The organism is Anaerobacillus sp. MEB173 (assembly GCF_052119505.1).
GTDB lineage: Bacteria > Bacillota > Bacilli > Bacillales > JBJMAU01 > JBJMAU01.
Map to the genome: position 1 here is coordinate 71,362 of NZ_JBJMAU010000011.1, position 21,300 is coordinate 92,661.

At 38.9% G+C, this 21,300-nt stretch carries 11 protein-coding genes; 3 read left to right on the forward strand and 8 right to left on the reverse strand.

Translation table 11 applies throughout. The features are described from left to right. Positions 1–31: 31 nt before the first annotated feature. Positions 32–547, reverse strand: a complete 516-nt coding sequence (locus ACJ2A9_RS17910; protein ID WP_441423051.1) for a competence protein ComK — start codon at positions 545–547, stop codon at positions 32–34. Positions 548–1,135: 588 nt separating this feature from the next. Here ACJ2A9_RS17910 and ACJ2A9_RS17915 point away from each other — a divergent pair. Next, positions 1,136–1,630 (forward strand): sigma-70 family RNA polymerase sigma factor, encoded by a 495-nt coding sequence (locus ACJ2A9_RS17915; RefSeq protein ID WP_441423052.1) that lies wholly within the window; start codon positions 1,136–1,138, stop codon positions 1,628–1,630. Positions 1,631–2,225: 595 nt separating this feature from the next. Here the strand turns inward: ACJ2A9_RS17915 and ACJ2A9_RS17920 are convergent. After that, entirely contained in the window at positions 2,226–2,981 is a 756-nt protein-coding gene (locus tag ACJ2A9_RS17920; RefSeq protein WP_441423053.1) for an SGNH/GDSL hydrolase family protein, read from the reverse strand. A 334-nt stretch (positions 2,982–3,315) separates the two neighbouring features. Between ACJ2A9_RS17920 and ACJ2A9_RS17925 the strand changes: the two genes are divergently transcribed. After that, positions 3,316–4,056: a hypothetical protein gene (locus tag ACJ2A9_RS17925; protein WP_441423054.1), complete on the forward strand. Its 741-nt coding sequence runs from the start codon at positions 3,316–3,318 to the stop codon at positions 4,054–4,056. A gap of 230 nt (positions 4,057–4,286) precedes the next feature. On the opposite strand, the gene ACJ2A9_RS17930 is transcribed toward ACJ2A9_RS17925, so the two are convergent. The 6 genes from ACJ2A9_RS17930 to ACJ2A9_RS17955 form a co-directional block, all read right to left on the reverse strand. Then, a complete protein-coding gene (locus tag ACJ2A9_RS17930; protein WP_441423055.1) occupies positions 4,287–4,394 on the reverse strand; it encodes a putative holin-like toxin in 108 nt (35 codons plus the stop codon). Between the two features lie 749 nt (positions 4,395–5,143). Next, a complete protein-coding gene (locus ACJ2A9_RS17935) occupies positions 5,144–5,380 on the reverse strand; it encodes an NPCBM/NEW2 domain-containing protein (RefSeq protein WP_441423063.1) in 237 nt (78 codons plus the stop codon). Between the two features lie 192 nt (positions 5,381–5,572). After that, positions 5,573–6,226 (reverse strand): S-layer homology domain-containing protein, encoded by a 654-nt coding sequence (locus ACJ2A9_RS17940; RefSeq protein WP_441423056.1) that lies wholly within the window; start codon positions 6,224–6,226, stop codon positions 5,573–5,575. A 72-nt stretch (positions 6,227–6,298) separates the two neighbouring features. Continuing rightward, positions 6,299–13,366, reverse strand: a complete 7,068-nt coding sequence (locus ACJ2A9_RS17945; protein WP_441423057.1) for a fibronectin type III domain-containing protein — start codon at positions 13,364–13,366, stop codon at positions 6,299–6,301. Positions 13,367–13,689: 323 nt separating this feature from the next. Then, positions 13,690–17,109: an S-layer homology domain-containing protein gene (locus tag ACJ2A9_RS17950; RefSeq protein ID WP_441423058.1), complete on the reverse strand. Its 3,420-nt coding sequence runs from the start codon at positions 17,107–17,109 to the stop codon at positions 13,690–13,692. A gap of 1,119 nt (positions 17,110–18,228) precedes the next feature. Further along, positions 18,229–19,671 carry an amidase gene (locus ACJ2A9_RS17955; RefSeq protein ID WP_441423059.1) on the reverse strand — a complete coding sequence of 481 codons (1,443 nt, stop codon included), beginning with the start codon at positions 19,669–19,671 and terminating at the stop codon, positions 18,229–18,231. Positions 19,672–19,813: 142 nt separating this feature from the next. On the opposite strand from ACJ2A9_RS17955, the gene ACJ2A9_RS17960 reads away from it, so the two are divergent. After that, positions 19,814–20,533 (forward strand): response regulator transcription factor, encoded by a 720-nt coding sequence (locus ACJ2A9_RS17960; RefSeq protein ID WP_441423060.1) that lies wholly within the window; start codon positions 19,814–19,816, stop codon positions 20,531–20,533. Positions 20,534–21,300 lie beyond the last annotated feature (767 nt).

Sequence of the window (21,300 nt, forward strand, 5' to 3'; positions counted from 1 at the left end):
CCGATGCAATTCCACCAAATTCCCGCGTAAATCACCTACCAACAACCATTCCCCCGGTTCTTTCATTACAGCATCGCTCTTCTAATCTGCGTGAAATGGTTTCTTTCAAGTATGCAGCTCGATAGCGTTTCGATTCAACAATCCCTTTTTGTAAATTAACGACAACGTTTTGACCGTTTTTTAGATTTACAAGCGATTTCATTTTATCGGTGCTAGATTCTACATGTACCATATGATTTAGTGCAAACCAAATACAATCGTGACTTTTTGCTGAAGTCATCGGAATAAAATAAATGTCTAACGGTGCAGCAATACAAATCGGCAGCATCTTTTTATTACCTAAAATTTTTTTAGCAGCTTCAATTGTACCTTCGTATCCTCCACCATAAAAATTGAGACTTTCACGAACAATCGAATAGGGACTTTTTAATACCAGTATCTTTTGATAAAGTTCATCAACTATCGTACATAATTTTCCGCTTTCATTATAAACCGGCCTCAATACCATCGATTCAGAGTGAATTTTATAGCTTTTTACTGATTCCATATGAATTCCTCCTATCACTATTTGATTGTACTTAAACCTTTAAAAATAGTGGAAATGAGGTTATACTTAACTATGAAAGTTGGTATAACCAATTTTCACACACGTCCTTAGGTATGTAGTTTAGCTGGCCACTACCTAAGGGCTTTTTTATTCATTACCCCATTTCATCACCTCCTTTATACTCAATACTCAAGTCTCATTTTCAATCTTCTTAATTATAATGAAAATTCAAACTTATTGGAATATATTTATTGCAAATATTTGCATCATTCGCTATTTATTTCTATATTTCTACTTTATCTACTTAACCATGCAGCAATCCCTAACACATTTGTTTTGTCATTCGTTAAGAAACGCCCCTCATCAAATACCAGTGAAGTTTTCCCTCTGAAACTTTATCATTATCCAACAAAAGCAAGCCCTGCAAGCTTCTAAACATCACATTTCACCTAACCATTTGTTACATATCGCACTGCAAAAATGATCGAAACAATGTAAATGCCGATATGACACTTTACTATCTACTAAGCTATTTTTTAATTACCGGCGGAATAACACGTGAGCGCGTTTCACAAAAGGATAAAAGAAATGCAGATTACGGAAATGACATTTGATGAGGTAGCTAAAAAGTATCAGCCTATCATTTTAAAACAGCTCAAAGTTTTAAAAGTTTATAAAAATTATGATGAATTCTATCAGATCGGCTTAATCGCCTTATGGGAAGCCTATGAACGCTTTGATCCTGCTAAAGGGAAGTTTTCAACACTGGCGATACTCTATGTAAGGGGAAAAATGCTAACCATGCTGCAAAAAGAAGGGAGATACCAAGAGACGCATTGTTATGCAAATGAGGACATGGAACAACAGCTAGTTGATCACTGTATACCGACATTACTTGAAAGAGAGATTATTGAAAGTTACATCGCCCCACTTTCGGTCAAAGAAAAAATCTGGGTTACTGAAGCAATTATAAACGATAAATCTACTTTAGATATCGCAACTGAATACAATGTTCCGCTTAGTACAGTAAAGTCTTGGAGGAAGTATGCATTAAAGAAGCTTAGAAAGTTAAATGGGATTTAGATACAGGTAAGGGTAGCCGACAAACTACTCTTCTCCCCTGGATTAACGATTGTACAATAGCCATAACGCACCGGGGAACAGGAAACTATATCTGGAAAGACGTGAATCTCATGCATTTTGAGAACATAGCAATGAACATTGTTTGCGATTTGAATATCATGTATAAAAACATATAATCAACGTAGAATGTAAAAGAGATCGAGTGCTACCAACACCCGATCAATGCAACTACACGCCACTGAAGAGCGGCGACCAATATTAAGTTATTACTCGCAAAAAAGTAACCAATCCTAACCTTGGTCGGGCGCAGGACGGTTACTTTTTTCTTGTTTCTTTGACGATTATCAAGATTAATGTGTAAATACCTATCAAAACTAAATTTGATTGTAGTGCCATCATTATTGCTTCGTAGCTCGTCATTTTCCCATCTCCCTTCTATACGGGAGATGGTCAACCGCCCATCCGCTTTATGAAGTGACACTATTATTCTAGCACATCAGTTCCCCTGCATCTGTATTAATAACTCGTGAAATTTTATATGAAACAAGATTTTTCGGGTAGTGACTGGTACCGTACCACCCGTATCCTTTGTTTCCTATTCTAACCCAAACCCTGCTAGACCTATTTCAGCAAGTTTCACATGTCCTTCAACTGATGGATGTATATCGTTTTCTAATACATTATTATCTAATCCTGTTTCAAAGGCAGTATAAGCATCTGCTATACTTGCATTATTATTCATTGCACTTAAAAAAATTAATCCATTTACTCCAGGCAGGATGTTGTGGCCTAGTTGATTTAGATGACCCCACGTTTTATCACCTTCTCTAAAAGGATTATAAATATTATAAACAACGACCGGTGCTTCTGAAATTGAACGTATTTCTGCCAAAATTTCGTTGAGGTTATCTAGTAAATCACTATTGGTAAGTCCCTCCGTAATTCTAACCATTAAACACTGTTCAAATACAGGGGCATTACCACATTCAGCACCAGCATTCTGTAATATTTCAAGTAAGTCATTACTCCCAATATTCAACGTAATATAATCCGCATGACCAACAGCTTGTCGGTATTTTTGATCGTTTTTTAATGCGTTTAACATATCTTCCGTTTTCCAACCAGATACCGCTAAATTCCGCACCCTCAGATTAGCATCTTCACCAATTATAGACGGAAATGCTAATTTTGAAGATGTACTATTCGTTACTCCAAGATTTAACCCATACGGGATAGAGTCACCTAATGCCACAAGTGATTTCTTCGCATTATCATTTTGGGCGAAAGCACCGCCCGAAAATAATAATGAGAAAATAAGTAATAAAATTACCAGTTTAAAGGTTTTCTTCACTAAACATCTCTCCTATGCAATTGTTTGTACTACTTCATCATTATATTTATGTTAAATAAGGAGTATGTCTTAGTTTTATAGTTTTCTATAATCACTCGATTGAAACAATACACTTGAGCGGTGAATCAGGTAAGTAAATATTACTATTAATAAAGCATTTTAAAAGCACTAAAAGAACGATTCATTTAGTGCTTTTTTCATCTATATAATAATTAATTTTGTAAAAAAACAAGGAAAATTGTCTTATAAAAAACATGGATATCTGATTAACACTGTGTTAATATAACTATTGTTAAAAATTCTAAATATTTCAATAAAATGGGAGGGAAGTTTTATGCGTAATAAGTTTATTGTAACAACATTTTTTGCTTTACTAGTTTCACTGATTGTGGGAAGTTCATTTGTTGGTGCTGCTAGTAAGGAAGTCACGGTTTTAATTAATGGAGTAAAGGTTTACGGAGACGGTACTTATATTCAATCAGGAAAAACATATACTGATGCAATTGGGTATGCTGATTTATTAGGAATGGAGTATTCGTTTAGCAAGGATACTAAAAAATTCAGCGTTAATGGTCAAACTTTAAATGCGAAAATACATAATAATAGACCTGCTGTACACATTCGGGAGATAGCTGCTGCAACTGGAGGCGATAATATTACATGGGATCAAGCAACGTTAGAGGCTTATGTATTAGATCTACCTGAAGGCGCAATCGATTTGGAAGGAACCGGTAACTTTATGGCACCAGGGGTACCAGGAATGGGACAGCATTGGGGATTGCCAAACGAATTACCACTTGGACCAATCTACGGTGTTGAGAAAGGCAAACTAGTATTTATCGAGCAGATGGTAAGTCAAGAAGACTTTATTAATGGTGTAAATCATATCAATATCCCAGGTATGAAAGGGTTACCTTCACCGCCAATCGTGCACACTGATATCGAATTTTTAGAAGCTGGCCACCCAGGCTTTGAAGTACCACACTTTGATATTCATCATTATTTTGTTACACATGATGAGCATTTAAAATTTAGTATGCCTCCTGAAGGAGCAACCCCAGGACATCAGCATTAATAAATAGGAAACAACGCTCGGTACCAGGTACCGCCAAAAGACAAAAGCAAGCAAAATGTCCACATGCGGTACCTGGTACCAAAATAATAATGTTATAAACAGCGTAAAGTAAAAAAATACTGAGTACGCTAACACCCAGTCAGTAGCAACTACAGGCCGCATGAATGGCGGCTAACCATTTTATTAGATAACGAATGAAATAGTTACCTTACTTTGACGAGCAGAGGTGGCTATTTCTTTTTGTTTAAATAGACGACAATAGTAATGATTAGAGTAAGTACCGCTAGTAGCACTAGGCTAAATTGCGCCAGTAAACTAAATGCTTCATATGTCGTCACATGCCACCCCCACTCTACAGGGAGTTCAGACGCACCTTGCTTTATGTAGTTGACTTTGATTCTAGCACATCAGTTCCCCTTCTTCATAAAAATTAGTTAATGTACTAAGCATTTTACCAGTCATTATAGATAATTTTGCAAAAAACACGTGAGGATAATTGCCAACAAAGAGTTAACTAATATAATTAACTCTTTCTCAATAAAATAAGGTTTTTAATGGCCTATAGCATTTAATCCTACTCCAGACAATTAAGCGGACACCAGAGCCCTTATTTTCAATAAAATTCTCGATATTCATCTATTTGCGGACATCAGATACCTTATTTACCGAATCCTCCTCAAAAATTCAGTCATTTCAACACAATAAGGTACCATATGTCCGCCAACCCTCTCAAAACTGCCTTTTTGTCACAGATAACGTACCTCATGTCCGCGAAACCCAGTGCTATCGCGACTATCTTCCAAAATAACAAAAAGACCCCATACCTGTCCCATTATCAGGTATCATGTGATTCTTTAACTACCTTCGCCATCAAAGCTCTCTTCACCTTCTCTAGCTTCTCCCTATTCTCCAATAACGACGTACCCTTCACACCAAAGTAAAACTTAATCTTCGGCTCTGTTCCCGATGGAAGTAGCAGAACCATGAACCTCTATCGTAAGCTCATCTTCCACTTCATTAACCTTCCCAATCAGCTCATCAGCCACCCCTGCTTTTGTCTACTCATGGTACTTAGGATCAATATCTGTTACTTACTAAATCGAGCGTCAAACAATCCTACTTCTACTTTTTGGTCGGATGTTACCTTTAATCTTATCTTGTTTGCTTTCGTTACATCCACGTCAAGCTTCTCAGGGAAATCACCCGCTTTAACCGATTTTGTTAGAACCTTTTTATCATCAAGGAAAAGTTCAAACGTCATGTTAGCCTTTGGCTTATAAACATCTGAAATTCGCTTATAAATAGTTGGTATCGGCCGATAAATGACTAGGACTTAGTTAATGGTCCTCTCAATTTTAGTAAAATGTGTTGGTTTTACATTAAATTTTGATGGTAACGTAGTCTAATTACTGAAATACTCTCATACATCTCACTAAATTGTGTTCATTCAGAAGAATTTCAGCAAAAAAAAATAGAGAATAATAGAATGCATCTATTATTCTCACGTTTCCTCGTATTAAAAAATCTCAACAATCTCTGGGGCAGGGCCTCTTAACAATTGTGCACGGTATAGAAATGTTGCTGCTTCACCACGGGTAACGACTGCATTTGGAGCAAATGTTGTCGGTGTTTTTCCTGTAGTAATTTTTGCGTTCACTAATCCAGTAACATAGCCTTCATACCACGAATTTGGTACAACGTCTTTGAAAGCAGTGCGTTGGTTTTTCACTTCATCTAGCTGTGCATAGGCTTCGACAAGCATTTTTGCTAATGCTGCTCGAGTGATTGTTTGCTCGGGTAAAAATGTACCGTCTGGATATCCGTCAACAATCCCCGCCTTCACTAAGCTGGAAATTGAGCCTGAATACCATGCACCTTTTTTTACATCGGTAAAATTTGGTGCTGGAGCATTTTTTGTATCTAATCCGATTGCTTTGGCAATCATCGTTGCTGCCTCTGCACGGTTCACTTCTTTATTTGGCTTGAATGTTCCATCTTCATAGCCGGATATTACCCCTTGGCGTGCTAGTTCTTTTACCGGCTCAGCATAAAACGCCTTGTCCGGAACATCAGAGAATTTCCCTTGTGCTTGTACATTATGTAATGGTATAAAAACAACCATCATGACAAATGCAATCGCAAGAAATAGTACTCTACTTTTCATATTCATCTAGTAATCATCCTTCTTCATTTAATAGCATACAAGGGGAATAACATGACTGTTAAACCCCTTGCACTTACATCAATTCTCTACTGTAAATGTAACTTTTGCTTCTTTAGCGATGGAAGAATACCCGGAATACTGTTGATCAGGAATCGTAAGCGTATAGGTTCCGACAGGATAAGTGCCAGCAGCTGGCACCATCTCTACCGTTACATAATGTGGTGTAGCGACGACAATCTTTTCAATCTTAAAGTCGTGCGACACGTCATTTCCGCTAGCATTTGTTACCTTCACATGCTCTCTAATATTCATCATCATTTCATCAAACTCACGAGTCGTTATGATCTCTTGACCAGCTTTAGGATTGAGGGAAATTTCCCATTTATCCGTGGTTTTCAGAGTAACTGTACTATTAGGAGAAACGAGTGTTTTATTCGATCCACTAACTTTATTAATCGTTAGATCCAATAATCCGACTGTGAATTTCAACTGTAAGCCCTTATCAATCAGAATATCAGACTCTTCCTCTCTGAATCGTATGAGATCACCAGCTTTATCCTCGAGACCATATGCCCATAGGTAGTAGTCTTGACCCGGAACATAGCCGCCAGTCGGTGGTTGAACCGTAATGGTCTTCTTCTCAGCATTATAGATCGCTTTCGCATTGATTGAACCGGCATCATAGAATGGCACCGCTGTAACATAGACATACTTACTATCAACGACATTTGTTAAGCTGTTGTACATTTTGCTGTTCAATTCGTTTGTCAAATAGATAGTAAAGTCTTTGTGTTTATGAACATTACTAAACCAAACACGCTCATCAAACTCAATCTTAGTCGGATCTTCAATTTCTGCCGATGCACCTACAGTAAATTCAAGGCGAATTGCACTTTGCAGCTTCGTTCCTGACGCCCCAGCAGACATCACATTATCAGTTACCCATAAATAGTACGTGCCGATATCGTAGCCGTCTTTTGGTGGCTTCACTGTAATCGAGTTGCGGTCAGGCTCATTTAACAAGACGCTCGTTCCCGGAATTGGTGTTCCATCGCCGCCTTTTTTCGTTACATAAATATTCTGGTTCGTAATTGTTGCTGCATTTAATGTGATATTAAATTTAACATTCCATTCCTTAAATGCAGACACATCATAATATGCCTTTAACCATGTTTCAAATGGAGAGGCTGTGCTCTCAATAACAATTCGGTTCTTATCATCGATTTCTCCAGCAAAACCTACTGGAACAACTTCGTACACATAGTGAACACCTGCGGTAATATTGTAATCGATATACGTTGTCTCAGGACCTTCGTAAATTTTTTCATTATTACGAGTGAGGATATAAGAAACCGCTCCAACACTCTTCGGCCATGTTATCGTAATCGCTGTTGGTGTTGGCTCTGCCGCCATTCCAGTAACAACCTGAAGTTCATTTGGCTCACTTTCCGCACCCGTCACTCTATTCTTAGCAATGACGCGATATGTGTAGGTAGTGTTTGGCTCTAAATCATCATTTGAAACTCTAACATTTGTGCCTGTATAGACAATTCGGTTATCACGGTACAACACATACTCGATATTTTCACCATGAACCGCATCCCATTCAACGATTGCTGATGTTCTTGTCTTTTCAACGACATGGAAGTTCATCGGTGGCTGTGGCGGTAGAGCCACTTCTAAGCGGACAGATGTATCAATACGTTCAACACCATCTTTTGGAACTACAATCAATTCATACTCATAAATTGTATTCGCCATCAGGTCCTCGCTGTCAGTATAGGACGTACCCTTTACCTCCCAGCGCTTCTGGTTACTTGTGCCTGGTAAGTACCTCTTCAATACATAGGTGGCATCACCAACTGGATCCCACGTCAATTTCACCGACGTTGGTCTTGCATCCTCATATGAAAAATTCTTCGGTGTATCGACATCAGCTTTTACGGTTAATAGCACCTTTTCACTATCTCCGCTCTTATTACGAACAACAATACTGTACTTGTATTGCTGGTATGCCTCTAAGCCTTCATCTCTAACTTTTAATGTTGTGACAGGTGAGTTATCAATTTCAACACCATCTCTAAAGATGACATATTCATAAGACACATTGCCGTCATTAGTAGGTGCTTCCCACTCTAGTTCGGCAAAATCATACCCAACATCGATTTGTTTGAATTGTCCCACCTTATTAGAAAGGGTGGCAACTGCATTTTCACCATCAAGTCTAACTGGTGTACCAATTGTATTTCCTCGTTGATCTTTTGGAGTTAAGACAAACTCATATTCTGTATTCGATTCTAGTCCCTTGCGCTCGTATGTTACAGCGTCACTTGGAAGCGTAACACTCGTATAGCTCGAATCACCTTTTTTACGATGTTCTAGTACATACTCCTTCGCCCCATCGACGGCATTCCATGTAAGCTCAATCGAATTTGGACTGATTCCAACACCTTGAAGCGCACCTAATGACGCATTAAGCATAACGATCGACTTCTCTGTTGGATCAGAAGAATACGTGATTCCATTTGCCACACGGTCAACAGTAAATGTATACGTATATTCTGTACCCGCTGTAAGACCTTCATCTGTAAAGCTTAAACGGTTGTTTGCTTCTGTTAATTTTGCATCTCGTGGGTTTGCTGTAAAGTTGTACGTTACATTACCCGGCTCACGGTGAACAATATACTTGTCCGCTCCATTTACCTTGTCCCACTCTAACGTCACCGTCGTATTGGACACATTCTTAAAAGTAAAATCACGCGCCGCATCATTCGTGTATGCATCCAGCTTAACAGGTGCACTGTCTCCGCCTTTGTTACGAACAATGATCGTGTAAGTGTACTTTGAACTCGCATTAAGCCCTTCATCAACAGCCGAGGTTACATGACCTGGAAGCGGTGACTGTTCAATTTCCTGACCATTTCGTAGAATAACATACTCATACGGCGCATTACCTTGGCCACTTGGAGCATCCCAACTTAGCTGTACAAAATTAGCGCCTTTGTTTGCGACTTGAACATTCGCTACTGGTAATGACTTCGTTGTAATCGCACGGTCGCCAGCTAAAAACTGGGTTGTATTGATTAAGCTGTTATCACTTCTTCTTGCTTCAAAGCGGTATTCATATTCAGTATTCGGCTCCACTGAATTAGTATCACTATATACATTACCACTTGAGATCGTCGTTCCAGGAATCGAGTCGAAAGGAGTTCCATCCGCTTTTTCCCTGCGCTTCAAAATGTATTCTTTAGCATCAGTAACATGATTCCATGTTAAGACCACTTTCTTTGTTTCTAATAAACTTTCAATATCTTCAAAGAATGTTAAGTTGCCAGTTGAATACGCAGTTCTTGCTGTTTGCACTTGTAACGGCACTGTATCAACTTGCTTACCTGCTACATTAACTACTAAGGTGTAGCTGTATTGTTTGTTTGGTTCAAGACCTTTTTTCCCGAAGCCGTAGTCCGTAAACATTGTTCTTGGGTTAACATAATCCTGAATAACATCACTGCCTCGTTTTAGAACATAAGCAGCATCTTCAACGTGATCCCATCTTAATTCCGCAACATTGGCTGTATTTAAGGCGTACGTCCTATTTCCTGTAGAGTTCCCATTAGACAATGGAACGTAGAAGTTGTTAGTTTTTACATCAATAGTAACGACTGGAATGGCCGCTGTTCCTTTGCGAACCTCTAGCTGATACGTATAGCTTTGCCCCGGCTGAAGGTTACGGTCAATGAACGATGTTCCACTAGCTGACTCATGAATAGCTATCCCATTCCGTTTTACAATATAACGAGTTGCTCCTTGGATCGTTTCCCATCGCAAATGAACATTTGTATAGTGAACCTGCTCGGCGAAAAATGCTGGGTTATTCGCTGAAATCGCTGGAACTTTTACAGTTAGTGATGCCTTATCCCCTTCACGGTTTGTCGCATCATTGCTGCTGTTTCTTGCCGTTAGGTCATAGCGATAGTTCTTTCCTGGAGAAACATTGAAATCATTAAAGTACAGTGATTCACGATCTCTAGTTATCGTATCGACATGAGTAGCGTTTCCAGTTGTGTTAACCTCATATTTACGTAAAACATAGTCACCTGCCCCTTGCACATCATTCCATGTCAGTCGGACAAAATTAGAAAGTAATGGATCATCAATCTGCAAGCTTGGCTTAGCCGGAGGAGTCTTCACTTTGCTCTTACTTTCTGTTTTCACTCGGCTTAGCTTACGTTTGTTACTTTGGCTCGTTGCTGTTTGGGCAACTAAATAATACGTATATGTCGTACCTGGCAAGACATTTGTATCCCTATAGTTAGTATCAACAATATCCGGAATACGCTCTTGCTCGATTTCCATTAAGTTGTCATTCACTAATACACGAATCAGATCATATGTTACATCCTCACCAACAGCAGTCACTTCATCCCAATCAAGAGTAATGCTTTCTGAAGTAACACCTGTAACTTGGAGATGATTTGTCGTTGGAATAGTAAGTGTCTTTGGCTTCGTTCGAATCGAAACCGTTGCTGCTTCACTATCACCAACGTTATTTGATGCGACTAAGATAAATTCATACAGCTTATTCGGTGTTAATGTATTATCCGTATACGCTGGAGTAACTGGATTAGGACCTTTATCCAGCTCCCCTTCACCTTTACGAATCAGCTTATACGTTGTACCGCTAATATGATCCCAGTTCAATGTAATACTCGTTGTTGATACGGTCTCAATGCGGAAATTCGTTGGCATTGCCGGCAGTGTTTTTACTTTATCATGCTGAAGTGTAGCAGCCGCACTCTGCCCAACTGGGTTAACCGCTCTTAATCGGTAATTATATTCTGTATTAGGCTCTAATCCATCATCAACCATCGAAGTTCCATCAACTTCCCACTGTCTCTCAAGGCTTGACCCTTTGTAACGTTGAACTAGATACGTTTTCGCAAGTTCAACACCGTCCCAAGCAAGTTCAAGTGATGTATCTGTCGTTGAAGCTGTGATCACCCGAAAACTTGTCGGCGTTGCTGGTGCAGCTGTATACTCATTACCTAATGTCGTGACTTGTAACTGAGCTGGATCACTCTTATCACCGTTACTATTAATAGCAAATAATTGCACATCACAGATCGTGTTTGGATTCAATCCCGTCTGGTTAAACGACAATACCGATGAAGCTAACGTTCTTTCGATCGGTGTCTGTCCGTCACAGCTTGTCACTAACTGAAAACCAGTAGTTCCAGCTGGGCGATTCCAACTCAATATATAGCCACTGCTTGAAATATTATCGGCAGTGAAACTATTTGGCGTAGGTGGTGCAGTCTTCGTACTCACTATTGCTGCATTTTTACTTGTGGCATAATCATTTTTTCCTAGAACACGGTATTCATAGCTTGTATTTGGCTGTAATTTCTCATCTGTAAAAGTTAATTCTGAAACGGTAAATGAATTGCCTTGTTGGACTTTTTTGTCTGATGGGCCACAGTCATTGTCACAACGTAGGCGCTTGACCAGATATTCAGTTGCTCGCTCAGCTGTAATCCAGTTTAATTCCACCGTTGTTGATGTCACATTGCTCACATATAAGTTCGTGACATCCGCAGGAAAATCATCTACAAAAAACGGGATGACATCATAGACATACGTTTCACCAATCTTTAACCCTTTATCATGATAAACCGTTTGTGTCGTTGTTCCACCATTCGTTAAGCCGGTAATCCGGTGAATCTCAACATCATTTCGCTTTATAATATAGCCAATTGCTTTACTTACTGGTAACCAACGTAATGTAAAGTCAGCACTTTTCACTTTGTCAGCGATAATCGTTGAGACACTTGTTCTTTCATGTAATGTCGATACAAGAACACGATTATTATTCAAATACGTCACTAATGTATAGTCATAACTTGTCCCCGCGTTCAGTCCGATATCTGCATAGCGAGTAGCACCAGAGCGAGTAACAGAGACCGCTTGATTGCCACGCTTTAGGACGTATTCTTTTACCCCAGTTTTACTGTTCCAGGCAACCGTAATTTTATTTTGTGTCCGCTCTTCTGTACGAAGATTAGCATGATCAGGATTTGAAGTTTTCACTAACTGATAAAGCTTATACTCATTCGTTTGAATACTGCTGCTGCCTGTAATTTGAAGTGAGCTGCCATTCGTATTTAACTGCGCTCCAACTCCATTTCTAACCTCAAAATAGACACGATTCGTATCTTTTCTAAAGCTGATATCGCCTCGAAACAGATTAATATATTCCTTGCCATTTACTTTATATTTTAATAGATAATGCTCGTTACCTGTTGCTAAAAACTGTGCGATTTGGTCATATGAAGGCTTGCCAGCAGCAGCCTCAATACCTAAATCCTTACTCCATTCAAGATTAACCCCCTGACTGTGATTGCTCATCCCAATGGAGATCGTCTCAAATCCAGTCGTTGCTGCAAGCTTCGTTTGAACGGAATGGTCTAAATACGTATAATACGTTTGTCCAGCACGATCAACTTCAAGAATATATTGATAGGTTTTATTTGCTGTCAAGCCTGTATCAACTTTCGTATTTCCAAGGTTCTGGCCATTTCGTTTAAGACGGTGGTTAACACCTAAGTTATTCCAATCAAGTGTAACCGATGTATCCGTAGCACTAACAAAATCAAATGAATTTGCCGACCCTGTTTGCAGCTTCAAGTCATAAATAACAAAATCACTACCACGAATACTGCCATTACTCGTGACCGTATATGTATTCCCCGCACTATTTAAACGAGAAGAAGTACTATTACTTTCAATCGCAAAATGCAAGTTTCCGCTTCTCTCATTAAACGTCATCGGCTTATTTGACTTAAATAGATTCATATAGCGTTGATTATCAGGTGCCCGATACAACACTAAATAATAGTTTGTACTCCTACTTAAAAACTGGGCAATTTGCTCATTTGTCGGTTTCCCATTCATTTCATAATAAAAAACCTCATTCCCCCAGTTCACATAGCCCCCTGCAGGATCAACAAACACATTCATATTGCTTTTACTAGCGGCTGATGCTGATTGACTACCACTAAGAAGTAACACATCAGCAAAACTAGTAAATACAAGCAAGAACGCTATGCTGACCGCCAAGAACTGCTTGAGCATTTTATTCCTCCCCATCACACTTCCCCCTTATTATTTTTTTATTTGTTGTTATTTTAATTTCCATAATTGGACATAAATCTCTATGTTCTATACGAATACTATTCTGAATCTTGTAAGTTTTTAGTACCTTAGATAGAAATTAGTCGTCCTTATTTTATATCGGTTATTATGTGGAGACTTTTAACAATTTTTTAGTATATTTTTCATTTAGTGGATAGATTTCAATTCAAAAAATAAGAAAAAGCAGGGACTATTTAATTAGTACCCTACTCTTTGATAAATGTAATCGTATATAAATCAATTTCACACATCAAAAATTCCGCTTAACAACGACGATACTACTCAAAAAATTGACTCGCATTCTCACCAGTAACGTCAATAGAATAACGCGGTGACGATGCTTTTAACTTTAATTGGTTATCATTTATTTTTTCTGCTGATATATTTACAGATTTACTGGCCAGAGTGGCGTTCATTTCATTAATGATATCATCCATACTATTGTAATCCTTATCTAACAAGACCACTGCGCTGTTTACCCCATCACTGATTGTAAAGCTTCGGTTGGCGGTATAATCTGAATCAATACCAGTTCCATTGAACTCACTAAAAAACTCTGCTACATCCGTACCACTCAACGCCAAAATTTGTGCCGAGCCAATATCATTCGTTTCAATTTTTAATGTCGCTTCATCTACTTTACTTACATTAGCAGTTACAGCTGAGTTATTAAGTTGATTATTAATAGCATTCACTAATCCATCGATATTTTGATAATTCCATTCTAGTAAAATAGTAGCTGTGTTTTCACCATCACTGATTGTAAACGTACGATTCGCACTACGGTCTTCATCTGTACCATTTGCAACATTCGTCTCAAAGAAGTATTCCCAGTCCAGTCCGCTTAAAGTAATTTGATTTTCGGAACCCGTTGCAAACGAACTTATAGTAAAGGTATCGTCAAATCCAAAAGCAGTAAGTGTTCGTTGACCTAGAGGAATATTGTTATCGTTGAAATATTGTTGAATATAACTGTCTATAGCTGACCCTACTACACCCGCGTAGGTAAAGCCATTCGTCGGTATATCCCACCATAAATCTACCGCGATATTATGTCTTCCATCACTAATCGTAAATTGCTTGCGGTTACCTTGGAAATTAGAATGTGTGATTGGTTTACTTTTTAAATTAGCCTGGCCCGCATAAATCGTTCGGTAATTAAAATTAGTAATTGCTTTACTTTCAATTGAGGCTGGACTGCCTGCAATCGTCGCAAAGTCAAACGTCTCAAACTCTTTACTGTTGATTTCAGCTATATCACTTGGGTTGATTGATACCGTAATTATTTTATGAACTGCTTGATTACCTTTTGTGAACGTTGCTACAACATATTCAGTTACTGCAGTATCACTTTCATTAAATTGCGCGTAAACTAACTGACCGTTTTCATTAATCGTTACATAGGTTGCTGCTCCAGAAACCTCATCTAAATCCGGTTGGTAATTTGATCCGACACTAGTAAAAGTGATCGTAATGTCCGGATTCTGATCCGTTCCGCTAAAAACAAGGACAAGATCGTCAATAATGTCTTGCTCCAACACCGTGGAAGCAATTGTTGCTGTATTTTCATACATCGTGATTTCTACTAAAATCTGCGCAAGATCCAACTCAGCTTGAGCACTATCTATTGCTGCTTGAACGACTGTTAATCGATCAACTAAGTCCAGCTTTACTTCGTCCTCTCGTAAACTTTCTATTAAACTATTGGCATCATCATGTGCTTGTTGGACAGTATCAATACCGGTTTGTGAATCTGTGCCATCACTATTTAGCCCGCTGGCCAAGATCTCCACTTCTGCTACTGCCACTTCTACTGAGGCAACCTTGTTTACGTAATCCAATTCAGCCTGAGCAAGATCAATGTCTTGTTTTATTAAAACTAAGCGGTCCAATAAGCCTTGCTTTCGTGGATCCTCCGATAAGGCCGATACTAAGTCAAAAACTTCATCATAAAATAAGGTAGCACTATCAATGTCCTCTTGAGTATCACTTCCATCTTTATTTAACTGTGATACAACTTCATCCAATTCATCAACAAACACTCCTACACGCGCTACCTCATCAAAAACAATGTACGCAGCAATTGTTTCAACGGGACCGAATAATTTCTGCTGTTGCCCGTATACTCGATAAGGAATCACCTTAAACATATAATCGCCAGTTTCTAAATCCGTAATCATATGCGTCTTTTGTTCAATCCCTATTTCGTCTGCAGGCCATCCTTTATTCCAATCTGCATCATCTGTTGGTAAGTCAGCTCCTTTATAAAAATAAACCTCATAACCTTCTGCTCTTAAAGCTGCATCCCAGGATAGTGTTACTTCTCCGTTTCCAGGAGCAGCTTGTAAATTTGAAATACCTCCCGGCAAGGCCGGTGAGCTCGATCCTCCTCCACTGCCTCCACCAATTGCAGACGGGTTAAGTTTTCCATTGATTTCCCGTATTTTCCCCTTCACATCTTCATAATTCAAAATAACCTCTTCAGGCTTAACTCCAGGTGGCAAGATTAGATTCCCAATTGTTGTACTTTGTTCAATCAGTAGTTTGGTGGTAACATCTTTGATCGATAATTGCCCAATTGAACCCAAGTTCGCTGAAACGGTTCCTCCTCCACCAATGGTGAGATCCTTTATCGTTCCTTCATTTATAAAGGTCAATGGATTTGGAGATTGTAGGTGTAAGTTATCGATATCGCCACTGACTGAAAATTTTTCTGCAAGTTTTTCGACGATTACCTTCCCTTTAATATGAACATTTTTCAAATGAACATTGTCTGATAAAACGACAACATCACCCTCTATGGATATTCCATCACCATCAATCTCCGCATTCTCTTTTGTAACGGCTAAGTATTTAATTCCTTCAATGACATGATTGTTTTTTTCAACTTCAATATATGAGTTTACTAGCGCATTCCGATTTTTAGTATGAAGCAATTTTTTAACTTCATCAGATAACTGATACGTGATACCAGAAATTACACTTGTATCCGTAATATCCTCAAGCTTATAGACAGCCCCATGTTTGTTATACTGCTTTACTTCAATATGTTTCTGCACTTCCTTACTTCTATACAATAAAGTCGCAAATTGAGCTCTTGTTACGTTACCATCTGGTCCAAAAGACATCGGAGAAATTCCATTTGTTAATCCGGCTTGATAGACAGCATTAATTTCATTTTCAAAAGGATGACCTGCGATATCATTAAATGGTACAACCTTTGTTGGATCAGCCTTTAATTGGAATGCTCTTGATAATAGAACCGCCATTTCACCACGTGTCAACTCATCATTTGGCGCAAATTTATTTTTCCCTTTTCCCTGAAATATTCCTAGCTTAGTTCCTTTTGAAACTGCCTTTGAATAATAGCTGTCTGAAGGAATGTCTGAATATTCTGTTTTTTCTGTAGATAGAAGATCCCATAAAAATACGTTAGAGAATAACACGGCAACATCTCGCCGTTTAATCGATGCTTCCGTCCCAAACAATTTATTGCCCATCCCATTAATAAATCCAACATCGGCCATTTTGTTAATTGGCTCTGTATAGTATTTATTTTCCTGCACATCTCCAAAACCAGTATCTGCTGCCTGAACAGAACTGATATTCATTGGAACAACAAAACCAGATGTAACCAATACAGATGTAGATAAAGTTGCTGCTAAAAATCTACGAAATGACTTTGGTTGATATGACATTAGACCCCTCCAATTTTTGCATTATCATAAATAGGGAAATAGAAAATCAGAAAGATCCCAGCTGGAATTTTATCCCTTATTAAACTACTTCTAATTATATAATAATTATCTGTAAAAAGTAGTTTAAGAATTTATTTTATTTACTTCATTCACGTAATCTCTAACAAAATAACGCACATTTCATAGTCTTTCCATTTAGCCTTCATCATGTAAGTTCCAACCCTAGACGGAGGCAGAAATTCCCAATAGATGGTAATTGGCTGATAAACTACTCATTTTAGCTGATAAATAGGTAAAATTCGCTAATAAACAGTAAAAATCGGCTGATAAACAGTAAAAATCGGCTGATAAAATACTAGATTTTCAACTGTTCGCGGACATATAGTACGCTATTTGCTGAATCCCCAACAAATAATCAGTCTTTTAATCAAAATAACGAACCAAATGCCGCGCAAATTGTATCACAATCCGACGCAATCCCACCGCATACCCGTTCAATAATTAGTGCAAAGATTGTATTCCTTTGTCTCTTGTAAGCTGGCGACAATTCTAATTAAGTCTAATAACCTCTTATTATAATCCTAACTTTAACTCCTATATTTCTACAAAAAGCAAACTCGGTACGCATATGCGTACCACTATCTCATTTCGACTATGATAAATTTCCCTTAATGGTCAATATGTTATGTGATTGTAGAGAGAGCTATGGCGAGGAGTAGGATATAATAAGAACGATAATTTATAGAACGGAGTAAAAAACATACCATATTCTAATAGATTACAAGATTTCCCTCGTAGTTAAACGCACTACCGCACCGGGGGACTGGAACCTATAATATTGCTTATTTTTATGGAATTTTGGTAAAGAAATTTGAGGAAATTTACTTTAGGGAATTAAGTGAACTAGAACTTGCAGATGGATGTATTACAGGAACTTGGCTTGAGGGGTAAAGAGATTTGACGGACTCTTCTCTTTATCAGTACCAGGTACTACAGAAAGACTAAAGCCTTTCAAATATCCACGTGCTGTTCCTGGTAATAAACATGTGGTATCACAAAGCAATACCTATGCAAAAAGACACATCCCTCTTATAAAGGTATGTGCCCTTATTGTATGACCTATACTACACCCGTTTGATTGGAGACATGAATATTTGGACGGCAATCCCTCCATGGTCTCGCTTCCTCCAATTGAGCAGCAAGACTAAGGAGTAGACCTTCTTCCGCTTGTCTGCCTGCAAATTGCATTCCAATTGGCATTCCATCAGAGCTCCAGCCGAGCGGTAAGGAGATGGCTGGCTGCCCTGTCGTATTGAATAAATTTGTAAAAGGGGCATAAGTAAAAATTTCGTTTGTCCATTCTTCAGCCGTTAGGCCTGGGCGATTAGCATTTAACACTCCTAATTTCAACGGTTTTTGTGCCAATGTCGGTGATAGGATCACATCATATTTTGTGAAGAATTGTCCAACAGCGCGTGATGTAAGGCCGTTTATATCAAGAGCCTCTAATAACTCTGCCGCAGTCATCCGGGCACCATACTCATAGCACGCCCAAATACCTGCTTCTATATTTTCAGGTGAAGGTTTTCGATTCATCAGTTTTGATGCCCCATCAATCATATGGTGAAGGTTTGCTGTCCAAATTCGCATTGTAGCAAGTGAATGGGCCTCTGAATTAATAACTGGTGCATCTTCTATCACTTCATGGCCAAGATCCTCACATAGCTGTACCGTTTTATACAGCTCCCTTTTACATTCTTCGTCCACAGGCGCACCAGATAAGGATTCAGACATATAGGCAATTTTTAATGGACGAGGTTTTTCCTGCATTTGTTCGATGAATGGACGATTTGGCCGCTCCGCCCAGCTATAGCACCCGACATCAGGACCTGATACTGCATCAAGCAGTGCTGCAGTATCGCGAACTGATTTTGTCACCGCAAATTCAATCGCAATTCCATTTAAAGGCTCGAAGTTGTTTGGACCAAATGGAATTCGCCCTCTTGATGGCTTTAAGCCGATTAACCCATTACAGGATGCTGGGATTCGAACGGATCCGCCGCCATCATTCGCATGTGCAACCGGAACAATTCCAGCGGCGACGGAAGCCGCAGAACCTCCACTTGATCCACCTGGACTATGTTCAGGATTCCAAGGATTTCTTGTTGGTCCATACAAGACGGACTCCGTTGTGGCGTTATAGCCGAATTCAGGCGTCGTTGTTGTTCCTACTGTCGCAAGTCCGGCTTTTCGAAACCGGCTCATGAGCTCACTATCCATCGGTAACGAGAACCCTTCCGCTAACCTACTTCCCATGCTGTATGGTGTATTTTTTGCATGAAGGACTAGCTCCTTAATTAGAAAAGGAACACCTTCAAACGGACCACTAGATCCGATTTGATCATCCTCCTCAACAATCGAAACAACTCCATTTAGTTTCGGATTAATAAGATTGATGGCCTCTACGGCACATTCCCTCAACTCCTGAGCTGTCACTTCTTTTTTCTTTACTAACTCCGCTAAACCTGTTCCATCATAACTTGCATACTCATTTACTTTCATGTAGCATCCCCTCCTCCCCTTCATTATCACACCAATTAACATCCTGGACTATTACCCAAAAGGATAATTTTCTAAATTGGTTTAATATTCAGAAATATATTATACTACTGATAGAACATATTTTAAGTGAAGGGGGACAAGCATGGACAAAGCTATTCTTACACCTGAAGACTATGAAAAAATAGTAGCGTTTTATGACTTTGGTATTCAGAAAAAAGCGCAACCAAATCCTCATGAGATCCAACAAACACTTGCTGAATTATTTGGTTTTTCTAAGACCATCCTGTGGTCAATCGATAAAAAAGGCCAGATTCATTCCCCTATCCTGTACAATTTATCAGAAAAAATAACAAGCGAATACATAAACTACTACCGCAGCCTTGATATACTACATCCACAACGATTGACACTATCACCTTCAGTATCCGTACTCCGAATTCATGAAGTTATGGTGCAGAAGGCATATGAAGAAACGGAATATTACCAGGATTTTATGAAAAAACATGGATTTTACGATGAGATGGGCGTGTATCTTTTCGACGGCACTAACATGAAAGCCGTACTTGGGCTCATCCGTACGAAGGAAGAACCACCATTTTCTGAAAAAGAAATGCAGCTGCTCTCCCGTATACTTAAGCCGTTATCCGCTTTTCTTGGTGACCAGACCTCGCTTCAAAACAATAACGAACTAACTAAACGAGAGCAAGAGATTATTGAGCTCGTCAAAGAAGGTCTTACAAACAAGGAAATTGCCTCCTCTCTTCATGTGAGTGAAAACACAATCAAGAAGCACCTCCAGCATATATACCGAAAAATGAACGTCTCAAATCGTACAAGCCTTTGTTATGTACTCGCTAATTGAATGGTGTCTGTTAACCAAAAGGACAAAAGCGGTTACACACAGTCCACGAGCGGTTCAAGTAGGGAGTGCTTTCTACCCCATTGACGGATGTGTCCTCCCTCAGAACCGCGCACCGGGGGACAGGAACCCATATCTACCGTTATATAAAAATTAATTGCAGATTACCATGGATGAAGCCACACGAAAAGAAATAAGCAACAATTCCAAAAAAAATATTATGTGGCTAGTTTTGGCGGCCCTATTCCATGATTCTACTATTTTAATGAAAAACTAGCTTCTTCAGGCGGTGCCCGTCTCTGCTATATTATATTTTCCGGGAAATTATGACTTAACAGACAAAGTTTCTCCAACAATTTTATTTCTTTTCGACAAATTTACTCCTTGGAGCCAAAGTTTGTTTTCTGCTACAAAGGCACTTAACGAAAAAGCCCGATTCTCCATCGACTGGGGCTTAGGTATTTCCTATACAAAAACCTATCCACTGCTTTATAATCACTTGTTGCAAGGTTCACTGTATCGCAAGTAATCAACTTACTTAATTACACTCTTTTTGTTTCCGATTAACTGTGGCAGGCAGTATTTATAGCTCTTGCAACAAACACAAAAGCAGCCCTGGTGAGAGTTAACTTTACATCAGGGCTGCTTCACGCATCTGGGGACAGCTGTCACTGCCCTTGCATAAAAGTGATTAAATTGAATTCATTGAAAAATTTTACAGTTAATTTTGGAGCTCTGTTGAAAAAAGGAGAATAAGGTATTGAAATGAA